Genomic DNA, 16812 nt, shown 5'->3' with positions numbered 1-16812 from the left:
GGGGAAACAGCGAGGATGCCGCGCCTTGACGGCGCAATCACCGCCCTCGTTGCGCCGTTTCGTCATGACGGTCGCGACAAGCCAGCACTTCTCCCGCCGTTTTCACCTGCCGGAAGAACGAGGGGGCCAATTCCAACTTTTCCTTAACCGGCATGCTGGTAAAATCTTTGCGCAGAGACTTCAGACGCCACGAGACCGATGCCGAAACCGAACTTCCGCTTCACCCATTACGATCTCAAAGAACAGCGCGCCGGAACGATCGTCGAGGTGTCGTTGAATGCGGTGAACAATGTCCGCCTGATGACGGCTCCGAATTTCCAGCGGTTCACCGAGGTTCTCGATTTCAAATATATCGGCGGTGTGGCGCGCAAATCGCCGATCAAGATTGCTGTTCCCGAAAGCGGTCACTGGCATATCGTCGTCGATATGGAAGGCCATCACGGGCTGGCGGAATCTTCCGTCAAGGTGATCGCCACGCCCGCAAACCAGAAGATGCCGCGGCCCTCCTGAACTTTGCATCGCCGCGCATCTTTCGGACGCGCAAAGGCAAGCGCTGAACGTGCTCTGTCGAAAAACCTTGATCACGAGACGCCCAAACGTGCTGATCTTTGATTACGATCAATGAATCAGACCGCGATGTCGGTCACAGTTCTTTCGTCGCGAAGCTTACCCGCGCCGCCAGCCGCAAGTCGGCTCCTCATTCGTGCTCTGCTAGGGAGTGAAGAACAGCAGACCATGATCTTCATCACGTGGGGGCCGTCCATGACCTCGAACCCGATCGGTCATATCACCAACATCATCGATCCCGGCGATGCGCTCGGCGAAGTCCTTTTCGGATTGATCATGGCGCTGACATTGACGGTAGGTTCTAGGCTTGTTTTTGAAGATGAAGGGTTAGATGTCCATGAGTTGATCGTCGCAACAATCGGATGCAACGTCGCTTGGGGGATCATTGACGCCGTGTTGTTCATTCTGGGCACGACGTTTTACAAAAGCAGGCGCTTGCGCCTTTTTCGGCAAATTAAAGCCGCCAGAAGCGAGACTGCGGCGCTCAAGATGCTCACGCAAGAATTCCCGATAGAAGAAGCACCGTTTTCTGCAAAAGCCGCCGACACGGACGCGCTCTATCGATCACTCCTGACGCTCGCATCCCGCGCCGATCCCCGGAAGGCGTCATTATCGAAAGATGAACTCTTGGCCGCAATCGCGGTTTTCTTTCTGGTCTCGGTCACCTCCATTCCAGCAGTGACCCCTTTTCTTCTCATCGACAACGCTCACCTTGCTCTGAGAGTCAGCAACCTGTTTCTCATCATACTGCTGTTTGTGACGGGCTATGCGTGGGCGGAATTTTCGGGAGGCAGGCCTTTTCATGCCGGGATGACGATGACTTGTCTCGGATTGCTTCTGGTTGCAATAGCAATCGCCCTTGGCGGTTGAGCCCTTTCGCCGACCGAACAGGCACAAACGCGTCAGCGGGGATTGCGCTCCTTGCGCAGTTTTCCCCACCATTCCAGCCGCTTGCGGATATCGCGCTCGAAGCCGCGCTCCGGCGGATCGTAGAAGGTCTGGCGGCCCATCTTCTCCGGGAAATAATCCTGGCCTGAAAAGGCATCCGGCTCGTCGTGATCGTAGCGGTAGCCATCGCCATAACCTTCGCCCTTCATCAGCTTGGTCGGCGCGTTGAGGATATGCTTCGGCGGTAGCAGCGAGCCGTTCTGCTTGGCCGCCTGGCTGGCCGCCTTGAAGGCGGTGTAGACGGCATTCGATTTCGGCGCGGTGGCGAGATAGACGCAGGCTTGGGCCAGCGCCAGCTCCCCTTCCGGAGAGCCGAGATACTCATAGGCATCCTTGGCGGCATTGCAGATCACCAGCGCCTGCGGATCGGCAAGGCCGATATCCTCCACTGCCATGCGCACCAGCCGCCGGCCGAGATAAAGCGGATCCTCGCCGGCATCGAACATGCGAGCGAGATAATAAAGAGCGGCATCCGGGTCCGAACCGCGCACGGACTTATGTAGCGCCGAGATCAGATTGTAATGACCGTCCTGCGCCTTGTCATAGACAGGAGCGCGACGCTGGACGATGCGGGTCAGGCCTTCGGTGTCGAAGCTCTCGCCCTCGCGCACGGCGCGCCAGACCTCTTCGGCGAGCGTCAACACCGCGCGGCCGTCGCCATCGGCCATGCGGACCAGGCTGGCGCGCGCCTCTTCGGTCAGCGGTAGCGGCTTCTGCTCGATCACCTCGGCGCGCTTCAGCAGCTCCTCTAGGCTCTCCTCGTCATGCGACTTGAAGGTGAGGACCCGGGCCCGCGACAAGAGAGCGGCGTTGAGCTCGAAGGACGGGTTCTCGGTGGTGGCGCCGACGAGAATGACGGTGCCGTCCTCCATGACGGGAAGGAAACTATCCTGCTGGGCGCGGTTGAAACGATGGATCTCATCGACGAAGAGCAGCGTCTGACGGCCGTCCATGCGTCGCAGGCGGGCTGTCTCGAACACCTTCTTCAGATCGGCAACGCCTGAGAAGATCGCCGATATCTGCTCGAAGGCCAGCCCCGCCTCGCCGGACAGCAGCCGCGCCACCGTCGTCTTGCCGGTGCCGGGCGGCCCCCAGAAGATCATCGAGCCGAGCGAGCCGCTTTCGATCATCCGTTTCAAGACGCCGTCTTCACCGGTCAGATGTTCCTGACCGGTGACATCAGCAAGGGTCTTCGGCCGCAAGCGATCGGCAAGCGGCCGCCTGGCGGCGACCTCCTCCGGAACACGCGGTGCGAAGAGATCGTTGCTCATCGGAAGAACTGCCGGATGCGCTGGCCGTCGCGCTCGATCTCCACCCGCCAGAGGCCGGGGTCGCTGTCGGCGATCTCGGACAGTTCGCTGGTCGACTTCACATCGGTGCCGTTGATCGAGACGATGATATCCTTCGGCTCGAAACCAAGACGGGCGGCAGGCGAATCTTCTTTCACCTCGGATACGACGACGCCGGACGATTCCGGCGGCATGCGCAGCTCGTCGGCCACCCGCGGCGACAGGTTTTCGACGACAGCGCCGCTAAAGGGGGTGCGCCCGCCGATCGTGCGCTGGTCGCGCGGCGAGGTTTCCGGGGCACGGGCCAGCGTCAGCGGCAGTTGCTGCTCGCGGCCGTTCTCGACGACGGTGAGCTTGACCGATTTGCCGAGACCGGCCGTCGTCAGCCGGTAGAGCAGCGCATCCGGATGTTCGACGGAAATGCCATCGACCGCCGTGACGATTTCGCCGGCCTTTAGACCGGCCTTGGCGGCCGGTCCGCCTTCCGAAACCTTGACGACGAGCGCGCCGCGGGCCTTGTTCAGCCCCAGCGCTTCGGCCACCTCAGAGGTCACGGCATCGAAGCTCGCGCCGACATAGGGCCGCTCAAAGGATTTGACGCCGGCATCGGCCGAGGCGAGGAAGACCTTGACGAGATTGGCAGGGATGGCAAAGCCGATGCCGTTCGAGCCGCCGCCGCGCGAGAAGATCGCGGTGTTGATGCCGATCAGCTCGCCCTTCATGTTCATCAGGGCGCCACCGGAATTGCCGGGATTGATCGAGGCATCGGTCTGGATGAAGAAGCCGAATTCGTTCCTGACCACCTGGTTGCGCGCCAGTGCCGAGACGATGCCGCTCGTTACCGTCTGGCCGACGCCGAAGGGGTTGCCGATCGCCAGCACGAGATCGCCGACCTCGACCGAATCGGAATTGCCGATCGGCAATGTCGGGAAGCTTTCCTTGGTGTTGATCTTCAGCACAGCAAGATCGACACGGTCATCGCGCAGAACCACCTTGCAGGGGAATTCGCGGCCATCCGACAGCGCGATCTTGATATCGTCGGCGCCGTCGACGACGTGATTGTTGGTGACGACGGTGCCGTTCGCCTCGACGATGACGCCCGAGCCGAGCGATGACTGCTTTTCCGAACGGTTTGGCATCTGCTGGCCGAAAAACTGCTCGAAGAAGGGATCGCCGGCAAAGGGCGACTGCCGCTGGACGATCTTTTCCGCATAGACATTGACGACGGCGCCTGACGTCTGCTTGACGAGCGGCGCGAAGGAGAGCTGCATCTGCATCTGGCTCTCGGGTACGGACTTTGCCGTCTGTGCATCGGCCGCAGCCGGCAGAACGAGTATCAGTGCGAATAGCGAGACGGACGCGCGCTTGAACAGGCCTTGCATGGGTATCCCTTTTGAATCCTCTTGAGCAACGTTGTAGCGCCCGACGCTAGAAAGGAAAGAGGGCGGAAGCATGGAAGAACAAGGCAGGGGAATGTCTTGAAGTCGTTGTGAATTTGATTCAGGAAGTTTGGCCATGCAGCTGATATCAAAAGCCAAAACCTGGGCGAAGTCACTGAAGCGTGACATCGTTGCGCTGTGGCTGGCCGCGCGTGATGCGCGCGTGCCGTGGTATGCGAAAGCGGTGGCCGGCGCCGTTGCCGCCTACGCGCTGTCGCCCGTCGATCTGATCCCGGATTTCATTCCGGTGCTCGGCTATCTCGACGATCTGCTGATCGTGCCGCTCGGCATCCTGCTGGCGACGCGGCTTGTCCCGGCCGAGGTGATGAACGAGCTTCGCGCTGAGGCGGCAAGACGCATCGAGCGCCCTTCCGGCCGTCTCGGATTGATCTTCATCCTTGCCGTCTGGCTCGCCTGCATCATCTTCCTGGCTCTGGCACTCAGCAAGCTGGCCTGATCGGCGGCAAGAAAGATGATGATGATGATGACACGCGCAATGTCCGCCGCTCTCAGTTTGGCGATCCTGCTCCTCACATCGCATCTGGCACAGGCGGCCAGTTTCGATTGCGAGGCGAAAGAATTGAAGTCGGATGAAAAGGCGATCTGCGACAACCGCGCGCTCAACGACGCCGATGTGAAGATGGTGACGACTTTCGAGCTGCTCTCCGGCCTGCTGGCGATGGGTTCGCGCGGAACCCTGCAGGACGAACAGACGGCCTGGCTGAAGAAACGGCAGGAATGTGGGGCCGATGCAACTTGCATTAAGGCTGCCTATGACGAGCGGCTGAAGCAGCTCGGCGAGTCTTATAAAAACATCAACCGGCCGCTTTGAAAGCGACCGGTTGGAAGAGCAGCTGACTTTTAATCAGTAAGTCGTCGGTTCAGATGAGTCAGCGGGCGTTCAGATCGCGCACGGCACCGCGATCGGCACTCGTTGCGAAGGCGGCGTAGGCCTTCAGCGCGGTCGTGACGTTGCGCTTGCGGACTTCTGTGGGATACCAGCCCTTGGCGTCCTGTTCGGCGCGGCGGGCGGCAAGTTCGCTCTCGCTGACACGCAGGCTGATCGTGCGGTTGGGGATGTCGACGTCGATCATGTCGCCTTCGCGCACCAGGCCGATCGTGCCGCCATTTGCCGCTTCCGGCGAGACGTGGCCGATCGACAGGCCGGAGGTGCCGCCGGAGAAGCGGCCGTCGGTGATCAGCGCGCAGGCTTTGCCCAGGCCCTTCGACTTCAGATAGCTCGTCGGATAGAGCATTTCCTGCATGCCCGGGCCGCCCTTCGGGCCCTCGTAGCGGATGACGACGACGTCGCCGGCCTTCACCTCGTTGGCAAGGATCGCCTTGACGGAGGCATCCTGGCTTTCGAAGACGCGGGCGGGGCCGGAGAATTTCAAGATCGATTCATCGACGCCGGCCGTCTTGACGATGCAGCCGTCAACCGCAAGGTTGCCCTTGAGCACGGCAAGGCCGCCATCCTTGGAGAAGGGATGTTCGACCGAGCGGATGACGCCGTTCTGGCGGTCGGTGTCGAGTTCGTCCCAGCGGGCCTCTTGGCTGAAAGCGACCTGGGTGGGGATGCCGCCGGGTGCGGCGCGATAGAAATTGCGGACGGTTTCGCTGTTGGTGCGGGTGATATCCCAGCGGTCGATCGCATCGCCCAGCGTCTCGGCATGCACGGTCGGGCAATCGCGGTTCAAGAGACCGCCCTTATCGAGTTCGCCGAGGATCGACATGATGCCGCCGGCGCGGTGCACGTCTTCCATATGAACATCGCTCTTGGCCGGTGCGACCTTCGACAGGCACGGCACGCGGCGCGACAGCGCGTCGATATCGCTCATGGTGAAATCGATCTCGCCTTCATGGGCGGCAGCCAGGATGTGCAGGACCGTATTGGTCGAACCGCCCATGGCGATGTCGAGCGCCATGGCATTCTCGAAGGCCTGCTTGGAGGCGATGGTGCGCGGCAGCGCCTTGAGGTCGTCCTGCTCGTAATAACGGCGGGCGAGATCGACGATCAGGTGGCCGGCCTCGACGAACAGCCGCTTGCGGTCGGCGTGGGTGGCGAGCGTCGAGCCGTTGCCGGGCAGCGACAGACCGAGCGCTTCCGTCAGGCAGTTCATCGAATTAGCAGTGAACATGCCGGAGCAGGAGCCGCAGGTCGGACAGGCCGAGCGTTCGATGGTCTGGACGTCCTCGTCGCTGATCTTGTCGTCGGCTGCGGCGACCATGGCATCGACCAGGTCGAGGGCGTGCGTCTTGCCGTGCAGCACGACCTTGCCGGCTTCCATCGGGCCACCGGAGACGAAGACTGTGGGGATGTTGAGGCGCAGCGACGCCATCAGCATGCCGGGAGTGATCTTGTCGCAGTTGGAGATGCAGACCATGGCGTCGGCGCAATGGGCATTGACCATGTATTCGACGCTGTCGGCGATGAGCTCGCGCGAGGGCAGCGAATAGAGCATGCCGTCATGGCCCATGGCGATGCCGTCATCGACCGCGATGGTGTTGAATTCCTTGGCGACACCGCCAGCCGCCTCGATTTCCCGGGCAACGAGCTGGCCGAGGTCCTTCAGGTGCACGTGGCCGGGCACGAACTGGGTGAAGGAATTCACCACCGCGATGATCGGCTTGCCGAAATCCGAATCCTTCATGCCCGTGGCGCGCCAAAGGCCGCGCGCGCCTGCCATGTTGCGGCCGTGGGTCGTGGTTCTGGAACGGTAAGCTGGCATCGGTGTCTTCCTCGATGTGTCGGAATAGTCAGGCGAAGCGGGGCGGCATAGAGCCTGCGGGCCGGGCAACGCTGCTTTTTGGAATTGTCCTAATCCAATCGACGGGGGCTGTCACTACCGCGAAGCTCAAATCCGGTACGCCATCGGCCAAGCGTCATAGGCCCATCTTTCATATACGGTTCGGCGCGACGTTTCGTTACAGCCTATTCCATCACGGCCGAACACAAAAAATTGGCTTCCCGTTAGCAATATTCAAGGCTTAGAGACTCATCCGAACATGCGGATGGTTCGTTTAAAGACTATATTGCAGAAATCCGCCCAGGAGGTTTCGCCATGCCAAGCTATCGCCCGCCGAAGATCGCGTCATCGGAGATCACGCCGCGCCAGGTCTATGTGCGCCGTCGTGAATTTCTCGGCGCGGCAGCGCTTGGCGCCATGGCGCTCTACAGCGCCGGCAAGGCGAGTGCTGCGGCGCTTTCCGCCGTAGAGAGCAAGTACAAGGTCGACGAGAAGCCGACGCCGATCAAGGACGTCACCACCTACAACAACTTCTATGAATTCGGCCTCGACAAGGGTGACCCCGCCGCTCTTTCCGGCGATTTCAAGCCGCTGCCCTGGACGGTCAAGGTCGACGGCATGGTCAACAAGCCCGGCACTTTCGACCTCGAGGCGCTGATCAAGGAATTCCCGATCGAGGAGCGCACCTATCGGATGCGCTGCGTCGAGGCCTGGTCGATGGTCATTCCCTGGGACGGCTTTCCACTGGCATCGCTGCTCGACAAGGTGGAGCCGCTCGGCAGCGCCAAATACGTCGCCTTCGAAACCGTGGTGCGGCCGGAGGAGATGCCGGGGCAGAAGGGCTTCTTCCAGTCACTCGACTGGCCCTATGTCGAGGGTCTGCGCCTGGACGAGGCGCGCCATCCGCTGACGCTGCTTGCCGTCGGGCTTTATGGCGAAACGCTGCCGAACCAGAACGGCGCGCCCATCCGGCTCGTCGTGCCGTGGAAATACGGCTTCAAGGGCATCAAGTCGATCGTCAGGATCACACTCACCGACCAGCAGCCCGAGAATACCTGGCAGGTCACCAATGCGCAGGAATACGGCTTCTACGCCAACGTCAACCCTGCCGTCGACCATCCACGCTGGAGCCAGGCCAGCGAACGGCGCATCGGCGAAAGCGGCTTCTTTGGCGCAAGCCGCCATCCCACCCTACCCTTCAACGGCTATGCCGACGAGGTGGCGAGCCTCTATGCCGGCATGGATCTGAAGGCGAATTTCTGATGGCGGAACTGTCGCTCGCCATCCCCAAGCGCTGGCAGCCCGCTTCCATCTGGCTGCTTTATGTCGTCGGGCTCGCGCCCGCCGCCTGGACCTTCTATCTCGGGGCGACCGATCAGCTCGGCGCCGATCCGGTCAAGACCTTCGAGCTCTTCCTCGGCATCTGGACGATCCGTTTCCTGATCGCAACGCTTGCCGTCTCCCCTGCCCGCGAGCTTTTCGGCTGGAACTATCTGCGCTATCGCCGCGCGCTCGGCCTGCTGACCTTTTATTACGCGCTGATGCACTTCACCGTCTACATGGTGCTCGACCAGGCGATGGACATTCCTGCGGTCATCAACGATGTGCTGAAGCGCCCCTTCATCATGTTCGGCATGGCCGGGCTTGCAATGCTCATTCCGCTGGCGCTGACATCCAACAATTTTTCGATCCGCCGCCTCGGCAAGAATTGGATCTGGCTGCACCGCCTCGTCTACATCATAGCCGCCAGCGGGGCGCTGCATTTCGCGCTCTCGACCAAGATCCTCGATCTCGAGCAATATATCTATGTCGGGCTGATCATCGCGCTCATCCTCTACCGCTCCTATCGGCCGATCGCACGCAGCCGAAAGAAGGGCCAAGGACGACCACGCAATCGCGCCGTGGCGTCGCCATCCGAGGCGTAAGCGACCGGCGAGAATGGATCACCGATATGCTGGATCAAGGGCCCAGCCGCGGCGATGCCGATGGCATAAGCCAGCATATTCCAAAGCGAGAATATCCGCCCAAGCAGCAGCGCGCCCGCCGTGGTCAGCCGAAAGGCGTCGAGCCAGGGCGTATGATAGAGCCGGAACAATTCCACTGAGATCGCTATGAACAGCGCTGCGACGGCAATTGCTGTCGGCCGTGACCTTGCGACCAAGAGCGCCACGAGCAGATAGACCATCGCTCCCCAGAGCGCCGATCCGCCATATTTGACGACGATGAAAGGCAGATCGGCCGCATAGCCAAACCTGCGGAGCACCAGCCCGAGAACGATAACGAGAAACAGGGCGGCCAGACGAAGGAGCTGCGGAGAGCGAGTCTGAATGATTTTGCGCAATGGAGCCGGTCCCGTCACTATATCAGAAACAAAAAAAGCCGGACTTTGCAGCCCGGCTGTTTTGTTCCGCCGGAGCGAAAGATTAAGCGGCGACGGCCTGTTCTTCGGCAGCGACGCGGGCCTTGTCGGCTGCGCCCTTGGCAAAGGTGTCGCGATCAACGAATTCGACAACGGCCATGGCGGCGTTGTCGCCCTGGCGGAAGCCGGCCTTCATGATGCGCAGGTAACCGCCATTGCGGGTGGCGTAACGCGTTGCGATCGTGTCGAACAGCTTCGAAACGACGGCAGCATCGCGGATCTGCGAGATCGCCTGGCGGCGAGCATGCAGGTCGCCGCGCTTGCCGAGCGTGACGAGCTTCTCGACGATCGGACGGATTTCCTTGGCCTTCGGCAGGGTCGTGACGATCTGCTCGTGGGTAATCAGCGAAGCCGCCATGTTGGCGAACATCGCCTTGCGGTGGCTTGCAGTTCTATTCAGCTTGCGGCCGGCTTTACCATGGCGCATTGCTATTCTCCTTTAATGCAGGTGCCCTTACGCTAAGTGGGCCTGCCGTTTCCTGGCACATGCAGGCGATCGGCCTGCTGTTTGACGGGGAAAGGCAGCCGAAAGAGCCTGCCTTTTGTTATGTTCTCGCGATCGGCGTGCGGGCGGAAAACCGCTTCACACTTTTCCTCACGCCGCTCAGTATTGGTCTTCGTAACGCTTGGCGAGATCTTCGATGTTCTCGGGCGGCCATGCCGGCACTTCCATGCCGAGGTGCAGGCCCATGGAAGCGAGAACTTCCTTGATTTCGTTCAGCGACTTGCGACCAAAATTCGGCGTGCGGAGCATTTCTGCTTCGGTCTTCTGAATGAGGTCGCCAATGTAGACGATGTTGTCGTTCTTCAGGCAGTTTGCCGAACGGACCGACAGTTCGAGTTCGTCCACCTTCTTGAGGAGAGCCGGGTTGAAAGCGAGTTCGGTGACTGCTTCCTCTTCGGTTTCCTTCTGCGGCTCGTCGAAGTTGACGAAGACGCCAAGCTGATCCTGGAGGATGCGCGCCGCGAAAGCGACGGCGTCTTCGCCGGTGATCGAGCCATCGGTTTCGATGGTCATGTTCAGCTTGTCGTAGTCGAGAACCTGTCCTTCGCGGGTATTTTCAACCTTGTAGGACACCTTCTTGACCGGCGAATAGAGGCTGTCGACCGGGATGAGACCGATCGGAGCATCTTCCGCACGATTGCGTTCGGCCGGAACATAGCCCTTGCCGTTGTTGACGGTGAACTCCATGCGGATTTCGGCGCCCTCATCGAGCGTGCAGATCACATGCTCGGGGTTGAGGATTTCGATATCGCCGACCGTCTGAATGTCGCCAGCCGTGACAACGCCCGGGCCCTGCTTGCGCACGACCATGCGCTTTGCGTCGTCGCCATCCATCTTGATGGCGATTTCCTTGATGTTGAGCACGATGTCCGTCACGTCTTCGCGGACGCCCGGAATCGAGGAGAATTCATGCAGCACGCCATCGATCTGCACCGCCGTGACGGCAGCGCCGCGCAGCGAGGAGAGCAGAACGCGGCGAAGCGCATTGCCGAGGGTCAGGCCGAAGCCGCGCTCCAGCGGTTCGGCAACAAGCGTCGCCCTGGTGCGCGAGCTCGAAGAGAACTCCACCTTGTTCGGCTTGATCAGTTCCTGCCAGTTCTTCTGAATCATGAGTTTGCCTTCCGTTCGTTGCCACCATCCAATCGTGGCAACCGAGCTTGAAAACCACCGGGAGCGCCAAGGCGCTCACCAGTGACGAGAGCGATGATCAGACGCGGCGCTTCTTGCGCGGACGGCAGCCATTGTGCGGGATCGGGGTCACGTCGCGGATGGACGTGATCATGAAACCTGCAGCCTGGAGCGCACGCAGAGCCGATTCGCGACCCGAACCCGGACCGCAGACTTCGACTTCCAGCGACTTCATGCCGTGTTCCTGAGCCTTCTTGGCGCAGTCTTCGGCAGCGATCTGGGCAGCGAACGGGGTCGACTTGCGCGAGCCCTTGAAGCCCTTGGCGCCAGCCGACGACCAAGCGATCGCATTGCCCTGCGCATCGGTGATGGTGATCATCGTGTTGTTGAAGGTCGAGTTGACGTGGGCGACACCCGACGAGATATTCTTGCGCTCGCGACGGCGAACGCGGACGGCTTCCTTAGCCATGGTATTCCTTTCGTTGATCTCTTCACCGCCGTAATGCCAGCGGCTACACCGGAACGGCGCCTATATGGTCCCGCTCCAAACTCAAAAGAGGCCGGCGCAGACCGCCAGCCTCCCTACCCCGGTTTCCCGGAAATTACTTCTTCTTACCAGCGATTGCCTTTGCCGGACCCTTACGGGTGCGGGCATTGGTGTGCGTGCGCTGACCGCGGACCGGAAGGCCGCGGCGATGACGCAGGCCGCGGTAGCAGCCGAGGTCCATCAGACGCTTGATGTTCATCGCGGTATCGCGACGAAGATCACCTTCGACCTGATAGTCGCGGTCGATGGCTTCGCGGATCTGAAGGACTTCTGCGTCCGTCAGCTGATGCACACGACGCTCAGCCGGGATACCGACCTTCTCGACGATTTCCTGTGCGAATTTCGGACCGATCCCGTGAATGTAGGTCAGCGCGATAACAACGCGCTTCGCAGTCGGGATGTTGACGCCAGCGATACGTGCCACGCCTGTTCTCCTTGCATTCCAGTTGCCATCCGGCAAGTGGGCTTCGTTACGCGGCCTTTGGAACCGCTCGTTCAGATTTACGTCCGCAACATGTCAAAACGACCGCACCCGGACTTCCCTGGGAAATCCGCGCCGATCGCATGGAATGTCGCGAGTTGGCGCGGTGTTTAGCGGAATCACTGCTGAAAAGCAACCGTTCCACCAAGTTTATTTTCAAAGCCTTAAAGCTTGGAAAGAATGCTTTCGACCTCTGCCGTCACCTGATCGATCTCCGCCATGCCGTCCACGGACCTGAGTTTGCCCTTGGCATGGTAATAGCCGATCAGCGGCGAGGTTTCCTTGTAGTAGACCTGCAGCCGCGCCGTCATGGTCTCCGGATTGTCATCCGGACGGCGCTTGAAGTGGGTGGAACCGCACTTGTCGCACACGCCTTCGGCAGCAGGAACCTTGTCGGTATCGTGATAGACGCCGCCGCACTGTGCGCAGGAGTAGCGACCGGCGACACGACGGACCAGTTCCTCATCATCGACACGGAATTCGATGACGACGGACAGGCCGAGGCCCTTTGCCCTCAGCATTGCCTCGGTGGCATCCGCCTGGACGAGCGTCCTCGGGAAACCGTCGAGAATGAAGCCATTGGCGCAATCGGGCTGATCGATTCGCTCGGAAACGATAGCGATAACGATCTCATCGGAGACAAGCTTGCCGGCGTCCATGACCGCTTTGGCGCGCTTACCGACATCCGTACCGGCGTTGACCGCTGCACGCAGCATGTCCCCCGTGGAAAGCTGCGGAATGCCGTGCTTTTCCACGATCCGCTGGGCCTGGGTTCCCTTACCCGCGCCCGGCGGCCCCAAAAGGATAAGTCTCATCGCCCCCTCTTTCCTCCACGCAACTTCGATTTCTTGATCAGGCCTTCGTATTGCTGCGCGATCAGGTGACCCTGGATCTGTGCAACCGTATCAAGAGTTACGCTAACCACGATCAAAAGCGAAGTCCCACCAAGGGATAATGGGATGCCGGTTTGCGACACCAAGATCTCCGGAAGGATGCAGACGAAGACGAGATAGAGCGCGCCGATCACCGTGATTCGGGTCAGCACGTAGTCGATATATTCGGCGGTGCGCTCGCCCGGGCGGATGCCGGGAATGAAGCCGCCATGCTTCTTCAGATTGTCGGCCGTGTCCTTCGGATTGAAGACGATGGCCGTATAGAAGAAGGCAAAGAAGGCGATCAGCGCTGCATAGAGCACCATGTAGAGCGGCTGGCCGTGGCCGAGCGCCGCGACGATCGACGTCGCCCAGGAGGGCATCGCCGTGGTGTTGGCAAAGCCCGCAAGCGTTGCCGGCAGCAGCAGCAGCGACGAGGCGAAGATCGCCGGAATGACGCCCGAGGTGTTGAGCTTCAGCGGCAGGTGCGAGGTATCGCCCTGGAACATGCGGTTGCCGACCTGGCGCTTCGGATACTGGATCAGCAGCCGGCGCTGCGCCCGCTCGACGAAGACGATGACGCCGATGACGCCGATCGCGACGATAATGACGAGCAGGATGAGGAAGGTCGACAGTGCGCCGGTGCGGCCGAGTTCGAGCGTGCCGGCAAGAGCTGTCGGAAGACCGGCGGCGATGCCGGCGAAGATGATCAGCGAGATGCCGTTGCCGATGCCGCGCGAGGTGATCTGCTCGCCGAGCCACATCAGGAACATCGTGCCGCCGAGCAGCGTCAGAACGGTCGACACACGGAAGAACCAGCCCGGCTCGACGACGAGGCCCTGGCCGCTCTCAAGGCCGGCGGCAATGCCGTAGGCCTGCAGCGCACCGAGGATGACGGTGCCATAGCGGGTATACTGGTTGATGATCTTGCGGCCCTGCTCGCCCTCCTTCTTGAGGTTTTCGAGCGCCGGCACGACCGAGGTCATGAGCTGCACGATGATCGAAGCAGAGATATAGGGCATGATGCCGAGCGCGAAGATCGCCATGCGCTGGACAGCACCGCCCGAGAACATGTTGAAAAGGCCGAGAATGCCGCCTGCCTGGCCGCGGAAAGCCTGGGCATAGGCTTCGGGATTGAGACCCGGAAGCGGAATATGGGTGCCGAGCCTGTAGACGAGGAGAGCTGCCAGTGTGAACCACAAGCGCTTCTTCAAATCCTCGGCTTTGGCAAAGGTCGAAAAATTGAGGTTGGATGCCAATTGTTCCGCTGCAGAAGCCATGCGATTCTCCGCGCTACCAATTCCGGCGTCTCTGGGGGATAGGCCGGCCCCGGAATCAGTATGAAAATTATTCAAAACCGGGTTCAGAACGGATTGCAATGCAACCCCATGCCTCACCCTCGTTTTAGTCTTACCGGCATGACGCGGGCGCGCCAGCCAAGTTTTTGTGAGGCCCACATATGGGAGCAAAATCGCCCGGTGTGAAGCACCCCGGGCGATATATCATCAGATTATTATTCGGCAGCAGCCGGAGCCGAAAGCAGCGTCACGGCGCCGCCGGCCTTTTCGATCTTCTCGACGGCAGGCTTGGAAGCGCCTGCAACGACGATGGTGATCTTGGCCTTGAGCTCGCCGTCGGCGAGAACGCGCACGCCATCCTTCGGGCGACGGATGACGCCAGCGGCCTTGAGGGCAGCTGCGTCAACGGTCGCCTTGGCGTCGAGCTTGCCGGCGTCGATCGCGGCCTGGATACGGCCGAGCGACACGACAACAAAATCGGAAGCGAAAATGTTGTTGAAGCCGCGCTTCGGCAGGCGACGATAGATCGGCATCTGGCCGCCTTCGAAGCCGTTGATGGCGACGCCCGAACGGGACTTCTGACCCTTCACACCGCGACCGCCGGTCTTGCCCGAGCCCGAACCGATACCGCGGCCGAGGCGCTTGCGGCTGTGAGTCGAGCCTTCGTTGTCTTTAATTTCATTGAGTTTCATGAGCGTTTCCTCCGTCTCACTTCTCGTCGACGACGCGAACGAGATGCTGGACAGCACGGATCATGCCACGAACGGAAGGAGTATCCTCCAGCGTGCGGCGACGGTGCATCTTGTTCAGTCCGAGACCGATCAGCGTGCGCTGCTGAACATCCGGACGGCGAATCGGGCTGCCGATCTGTTCGATCGTGACAGTCTTCGCTTCAGCCTTCTTGGTAGCCTTGGCCATCTGTCAGACTCCTCTTATTCTTCAGAGGCGTTGCCGGAGGCGCTACGACGAGCCTGCAGCGTTGCATACTTGATGCCGCGCTGAGCTGCGATGTCCTTCGGGTGAACCTGGTGCTTCAGAGCGTCGAAGGTGGCGCGAACCATGTTGTAGGGGTTCGACGAACCAGTCGACTTGGCGACGACGTCATGCATGCCGAGGGTTTCGAATACGGCGCGCATCGGACCGCCGGCGATGATGCCGGTACCGACCTTGGCCGAGCGCAGCAGAACCTTGCCGGCGCCGTGGCGGCCATGAACGTCGTGATGCAGCGTACGGCCGTCACGCAGCGGTACGAAGATCAGTTCGCGCTTGGCGGCTTCGGTTGCCTTGCGGATGGCTTCCGGCACTTCGCGTGCCTTGCCATGGCCGAAGCCGACGCGGCCCTTCTGGTCGCCGACGACGACGAGTGCTGCGAAACCGAAACGACGGCCGCCCTTGACGACCTTGGCGACGCGGTTGATCGCGACCAGCTTGTCGACGAACTCGCTATCGCGCTCTTCACGGCTCTGGCGGTCTTCCCGCTGCGGCCTTCTTTCCTGTGCCATTGTCCTCTTCCTTTTTCTTTTCCGGGTGCAATCGGCAAACAAATGTGGACCGCATCAGCCTCCCCTTTCGGAGAGTGCCTGCGGTCCGGTGAAATCCGGCCGGCGCTAAAAGCGTCCGGCCGGAAACTGATCAGAAGGTGAGACCGCCTTCGCGGGCTGCATCGGCGAGAGCCTTGATGCGGCCGTGATAGATGAAGGCGCCACGGTCGAACACGACTTCCGTAACACCGGCCTTGGAGGCGCGCTCGGCAACGAGCTTGCCGACAACGGCAGCGGCGGCGGTATCGGCACCGGTCTTCAGAGAACCGCGCAGATCCTTATCGAGGGTGGAGGCAGACGCAAGCGTCTTGCCGGCCACATCATCAATGACCTGGGCGTAGATGTTCTTCGAGGAGCGATGAACCGACAGGCGCGGACGGCCATTGGCCACCGACTTGAGATGACGGCGCACGCGGTTGGCACGACGTGCAAGTGCTTCTTTCCTGCTAGCCATTTCGCGTGATCCTTACTTCTTCTTGCCTTCTTTGCGGACGATCCGCTCGTCAGCGTACTTGACGCCCTTGCCCTTGTAGGGCTCGGGACCGCGATATTCGCGGATTTCAGCGGCGACCTGACCAACCTGCTGCTTATTGATGCCGGAGACAACAATTTCAGTCGGCTTCGGAACGGCGATCGTGATGCCGACCGGCGGCTCATAGATCACGTCATGGCTGAAACCGAGAGCCAGCTGCAGGTTCTTGCCCTGCAGAGAAGCGCGGTAACCGACGCCGTTGATTTCAAGCTTGCGCTCAAAGCCGTCCTTGACGCCCTTGAAGATGCCTTCGATCATCGTGCGGGACATGCCCCACTTCGAACGTGCATCCTTGGTCTGGTTTACGGGCGTCACGACGACCGCGTTGTTTTCGAGCTTGAGGCTGATTTCGTCATTTGCAACGAAAAACAGCTCGCCCTTCGGGCCCTTTGCAGTCACCTTCTGGCCATCGACCGTAGCCGTGATCCCAGCAGGCACCTGAACGGGCTTTTTACCGATACGAGACATGTTTCAATCCTGTCTGTTCGCTATGGAAATC

Annotated in this window: 20 protein-coding genes and 1 pseudogene; 6 read left to right on the top strand and 15 right to left on the bottom strand. The window is 60.7% G+C overall.

Translation table 11 applies throughout. The annotated features are described in order from the left end of the window. The first annotated feature begins 198 nt into the window (after nt 1-198). Entirely contained in the window at nt 199-510 is a 312-nt protein-coding gene (locus tag QMO82_RS09495) for a DUF1883 domain-containing protein (protein ID WP_183606609.1), read from the top strand. Nucleotides 511-762: 252 nt separating this feature from the next. Next, complete coding sequence (locus tag QMO82_RS09490; protein WP_183606681.1) at nt 763-1437, top strand: VIT1/CCC1 transporter family protein; 675 nt, start codon at nt 763-765, stop codon at nt 1435-1437. Nucleotides 1438-1469: 32 nt separating this feature from the next. On the opposite strand, the gene QMO82_RS09485 is transcribed toward QMO82_RS09490, so the two are convergent. Together QMO82_RS09485 and QMO82_RS09480 are read right to left on the bottom strand one after the other, a co-directional pair. Next, a complete protein-coding gene (locus QMO82_RS09485; protein ID WP_183606608.1) occupies nt 1470-2786 on the bottom strand; it encodes a replication-associated recombination protein A in 1317 nt (438 codons plus the stop codon). Further along, nucleotides 2783-4186 carry a DegQ family serine endoprotease gene (locus QMO82_RS09480; RefSeq protein ID WP_183606607.1) on the bottom strand — a complete coding sequence of 468 codons (1404 nt, stop codon included), beginning with the start codon at nt 4184-4186 and terminating at the stop codon, nt 2783-2785. The genes QMO82_RS09485 and QMO82_RS09480 overlap by 4 nt, the downstream gene beginning before the upstream one ends. 133 nt (nt 4187-4319) lie before the next feature. Between QMO82_RS09480 and QMO82_RS09475 the strand changes: the two genes are divergently transcribed. After that, on the top strand, nt 4320-4700 hold the full coding sequence (locus QMO82_RS09475) for a YkvA family protein (RefSeq protein ID WP_183606606.1): 381 nt from the start codon (nt 4320-4322) through the stop codon (nt 4698-4700). Nucleotides 4701-4721: 21 nt separating this feature from the next. Further along, nucleotides 4722-5075, top strand: a complete 354-nt coding sequence (locus QMO82_RS09470) for a lysozyme inhibitor LprI family protein (protein ID WP_183606605.1) — start codon at nt 4722-4724, stop codon at nt 5073-5075. Nucleotides 5076-5133: 58 nt separating this feature from the next. Here QMO82_RS09470 and ilvD read toward each other — a convergent pair whose 3' ends face one another. Next, complete coding sequence (ilvD, locus tag QMO82_RS09465; RefSeq protein ID WP_183606604.1) at nt 5134-6972, bottom strand: dihydroxy-acid dehydratase; 1839 nt, start codon at nt 6970-6972, stop codon at nt 5134-5136. A 333-nt stretch (nt 6973-7305) separates the two neighbouring features. Between ilvD and msrP the strand changes: the two genes are divergently transcribed. Next, nucleotides 7306-8253, top strand: a complete 948-nt coding sequence (gene msrP, locus QMO82_RS09460) for a protein-methionine-sulfoxide reductase catalytic subunit MsrP (RefSeq protein WP_183606603.1) — start codon at nt 7306-7308, stop codon at nt 8251-8253. After that, on the top strand, nt 8253-8915 hold the full coding sequence (msrQ, locus tag QMO82_RS09455; protein WP_183606602.1) for a protein-methionine-sulfoxide reductase heme-binding subunit MsrQ: 663 nt from the start codon (nt 8253-8255) through the stop codon (nt 8913-8915). Before msrP ends, msrQ begins: the two co-directional genes overlap by 1 nt. Nucleotides 8916-8933: 18 nt before the next feature. Here the strand turns inward: msrQ and QMO82_RS09450 are convergent. The 12 genes and pseudogenes from QMO82_RS09450 to rplF form a co-directional block, all read right to left on the bottom strand. Next, nucleotides 8934-9331, bottom strand: a pseudogene (locus tag QMO82_RS09450) (DUF2809 domain-containing protein). An 82-nt stretch (nt 9332-9413) separates the two neighbouring features. Next, nucleotides 9414-9836 (bottom strand): 50S ribosomal protein L17, encoded by a 423-nt coding sequence (gene rplQ / locus QMO82_RS09445; protein ID WP_003573769.1) that lies wholly within the window; start codon nt 9834-9836, stop codon nt 9414-9416. Between the two features lie 177 nt (nt 9837-10013). Further along, the gene (locus QMO82_RS09440; protein WP_003547579.1) at nt 10014-11024 is read right to left on the bottom strand and encodes a DNA-directed RNA polymerase subunit alpha; all 1011 of its coding nucleotides are present in this window, start codon (nt 11022-11024) and stop codon (nt 10014-10016) included. 97 nt (nt 11025-11121) lie between these two features. After that, nucleotides 11122-11511: a 30S ribosomal protein S11 gene (gene rpsK, locus QMO82_RS09435; protein ID WP_003547577.1), complete on the bottom strand. Its 390-nt coding sequence runs from the start codon at nt 11509-11511 to the stop codon at nt 11122-11124. 133 nt (nt 11512-11644) lie between these two features. After that, the gene (gene rpsM / locus QMO82_RS09430; protein WP_003573772.1) at nt 11645-12013 is read right to left on the bottom strand and encodes a 30S ribosomal protein S13; all 369 of its coding nucleotides are present in this window, start codon (nt 12011-12013) and stop codon (nt 11645-11647) included. Between the two features lie 221 nt (nt 12014-12234). Next, nucleotides 12235-12885 carry an adenylate kinase gene (locus QMO82_RS09425; RefSeq protein ID WP_183606601.1) on the bottom strand — a complete coding sequence of 217 codons (651 nt, stop codon included), beginning with the start codon at nt 12883-12885 and terminating at the stop codon, nt 12235-12237. Continuing rightward, on the bottom strand, nt 12882-14222 hold the full coding sequence (gene secY / locus QMO82_RS09420) for a preprotein translocase subunit SecY (RefSeq protein WP_183606600.1): 1341 nt from the start codon (nt 14220-14222) through the stop codon (nt 12882-12884). Before secY ends, QMO82_RS09425 begins: the two co-directional genes overlap by 4 nt. A gap of 233 nt (nt 14223-14455) precedes the next feature. After that, on the bottom strand, nt 14456-14932 hold the full coding sequence (gene rplO / locus QMO82_RS09415; RefSeq protein ID WP_097622107.1) for a 50S ribosomal protein L15: 477 nt from the start codon (nt 14930-14932) through the stop codon (nt 14456-14458). 16 nt (nt 14933-14948) lie between these two features. Beyond that, on the bottom strand, nt 14949-15158 hold the full coding sequence (gene rpmD / locus QMO82_RS09410) for a 50S ribosomal protein L30 (RefSeq protein ID WP_003547566.1): 210 nt from the start codon (nt 15156-15158) through the stop codon (nt 14949-14951). Between the two features lie 14 nt (nt 15159-15172). Continuing rightward, entirely contained in the window at nt 15173-15742 is a 570-nt protein-coding gene (gene rpsE, locus QMO82_RS09405; RefSeq protein WP_003573784.1) for a 30S ribosomal protein S5, read from the bottom strand. Nucleotides 15743-15872: 130 nt separating this feature from the next. Beyond that, on the bottom strand, nt 15873-16235 hold the full coding sequence (rplR, locus tag QMO82_RS09400) for a 50S ribosomal protein L18 (protein ID WP_097615811.1): 363 nt from the start codon (nt 16233-16235) through the stop codon (nt 15873-15875). 12 nt (nt 16236-16247) lie between these two features. Continuing rightward, nucleotides 16248-16781, bottom strand: coding sequence for a 50S ribosomal protein L6 (gene rplF, locus QMO82_RS09395; RefSeq protein WP_003578670.1), 534 nt, complete (start codon nt 16779-16781; stop codon nt 16248-16250). Nucleotides 16782-16812 lie beyond the last annotated feature (31 nt).

Source organism: Rhizobium sp. BT04, from assembly GCF_030053135.1.
In the GTDB taxonomy this organism is placed as follows: domain Bacteria; phylum Pseudomonadota; class Alphaproteobacteria; order Rhizobiales; family Rhizobiaceae; genus Rhizobium; species Rhizobium binxianense.
Note: the sequence above shows the minus strand (reverse complement) of the source record. Positions and strands in the feature narration are given on the sequence as shown.

Bases quoted from the DNA above. Each gene is read 5' to 3' on its own strand.
- QMO82_RS09425 (WP_183606601.1), bottom strand. From the start codon at position 12,885: ATGAGACTTATCCTTTTGGGGCCGCCGGGCGCGGGTAAGGGAACCCAG.
- QMO82_RS09480 (WP_183606607.1), bottom strand. From the start codon at position 4,186: ATGCAAGGCCTGTTCAAGCGCGCGTCCGTCTCGCTATTCGCACTGATA.
- rplO (WP_097622107.1), bottom strand. From the start codon at position 14,932: ATGAAACTCAATGAAATTAAAGACAACGAAGGCTCGACTCACAGCCGC.
- QMO82_RS09485 (WP_183606608.1), bottom strand. From the start codon at position 2,786: ATGAGCAACGATCTCTTCGCACCGCGTGTTCCGGAGGAGGTCGCCGCC.
- rpmD (WP_003547566.1), bottom strand. From the start codon at position 15,158: ATGGCCAAGGCTACCAAGAAGGCTGAAGCGAAGACTGTCACGATCGAA.
- rpsE (WP_003573784.1), bottom strand. From the start codon at position 15,742: ATGGCACAGGAAAGAAGGCCGCAGCGGGAAGACCGCCAGAGCCGTGAA.
- secY (WP_183606600.1), bottom strand. From the start codon at position 14,222: ATGGCTTCTGCAGCGGAACAATTGGCATCCAACCTCAATTTTTCGACC.
- rplF (WP_003578670.1), bottom strand. From the start codon at position 16,781: ATGTCTCGTATCGGTAAAAAGCCCGTTCAGGTGCCTGCTGGGATCACG.
- QMO82_RS09470 (WP_183606605.1), top strand. From the start codon at position 4,722: ATGATGATGACACGCGCAATGTCCGCCGCTCTCAGTTTGGCGATCCTG.
- ilvD (WP_183606604.1), bottom strand. From the start codon at position 6,972: ATGCCAGCTTACCGTTCCAGAACCACGACCCACGGCCGCAACATGGCA.
- rpsK (WP_003547577.1), bottom strand. From the start codon at position 11,511: ATGGCTAAGGAAGCCGTCCGCGTTCGCCGTCGCGAGCGCAAGAATATC.
- rplR (WP_097615811.1), bottom strand. From the start codon at position 16,235: ATGGCTAGCAGGAAAGAAGCACTTGCACGTCGTGCCAACCGCGTGCGC.
- msrP (WP_183606603.1), top strand. From the start codon at position 7,306: ATGCCAAGCTATCGCCCGCCGAAGATCGCGTCATCGGAGATCACGCCG.
- rplQ (WP_003573769.1), bottom strand. From the start codon at position 9,836: ATGCGCCATGGTAAAGCCGGCCGCAAGCTGAATAGAACTGCAAGCCAC.
- QMO82_RS09490 (WP_183606681.1), top strand. From the start codon at position 763: ATGACCTCGAACCCGATCGGTCATATCACCAACATCATCGATCCCGGC.
- QMO82_RS09495 (WP_183606609.1), top strand. From the start codon at position 199: ATGCCGAAACCGAACTTCCGCTTCACCCATTACGATCTCAAAGAACAG.
- QMO82_RS09475 (WP_183606606.1), top strand. From the start codon at position 4,320: ATGCAGCTGATATCAAAAGCCAAAACCTGGGCGAAGTCACTGAAGCGT.
- QMO82_RS09440 (WP_003547579.1), bottom strand. From the start codon at position 11,024: ATGATTCAGAAGAACTGGCAGGAACTGATCAAGCCGAACAAGGTGGAG.
- msrQ (WP_183606602.1), top strand. From the start codon at position 8,253: ATGGCGGAACTGTCGCTCGCCATCCCCAAGCGCTGGCAGCCCGCTTCC.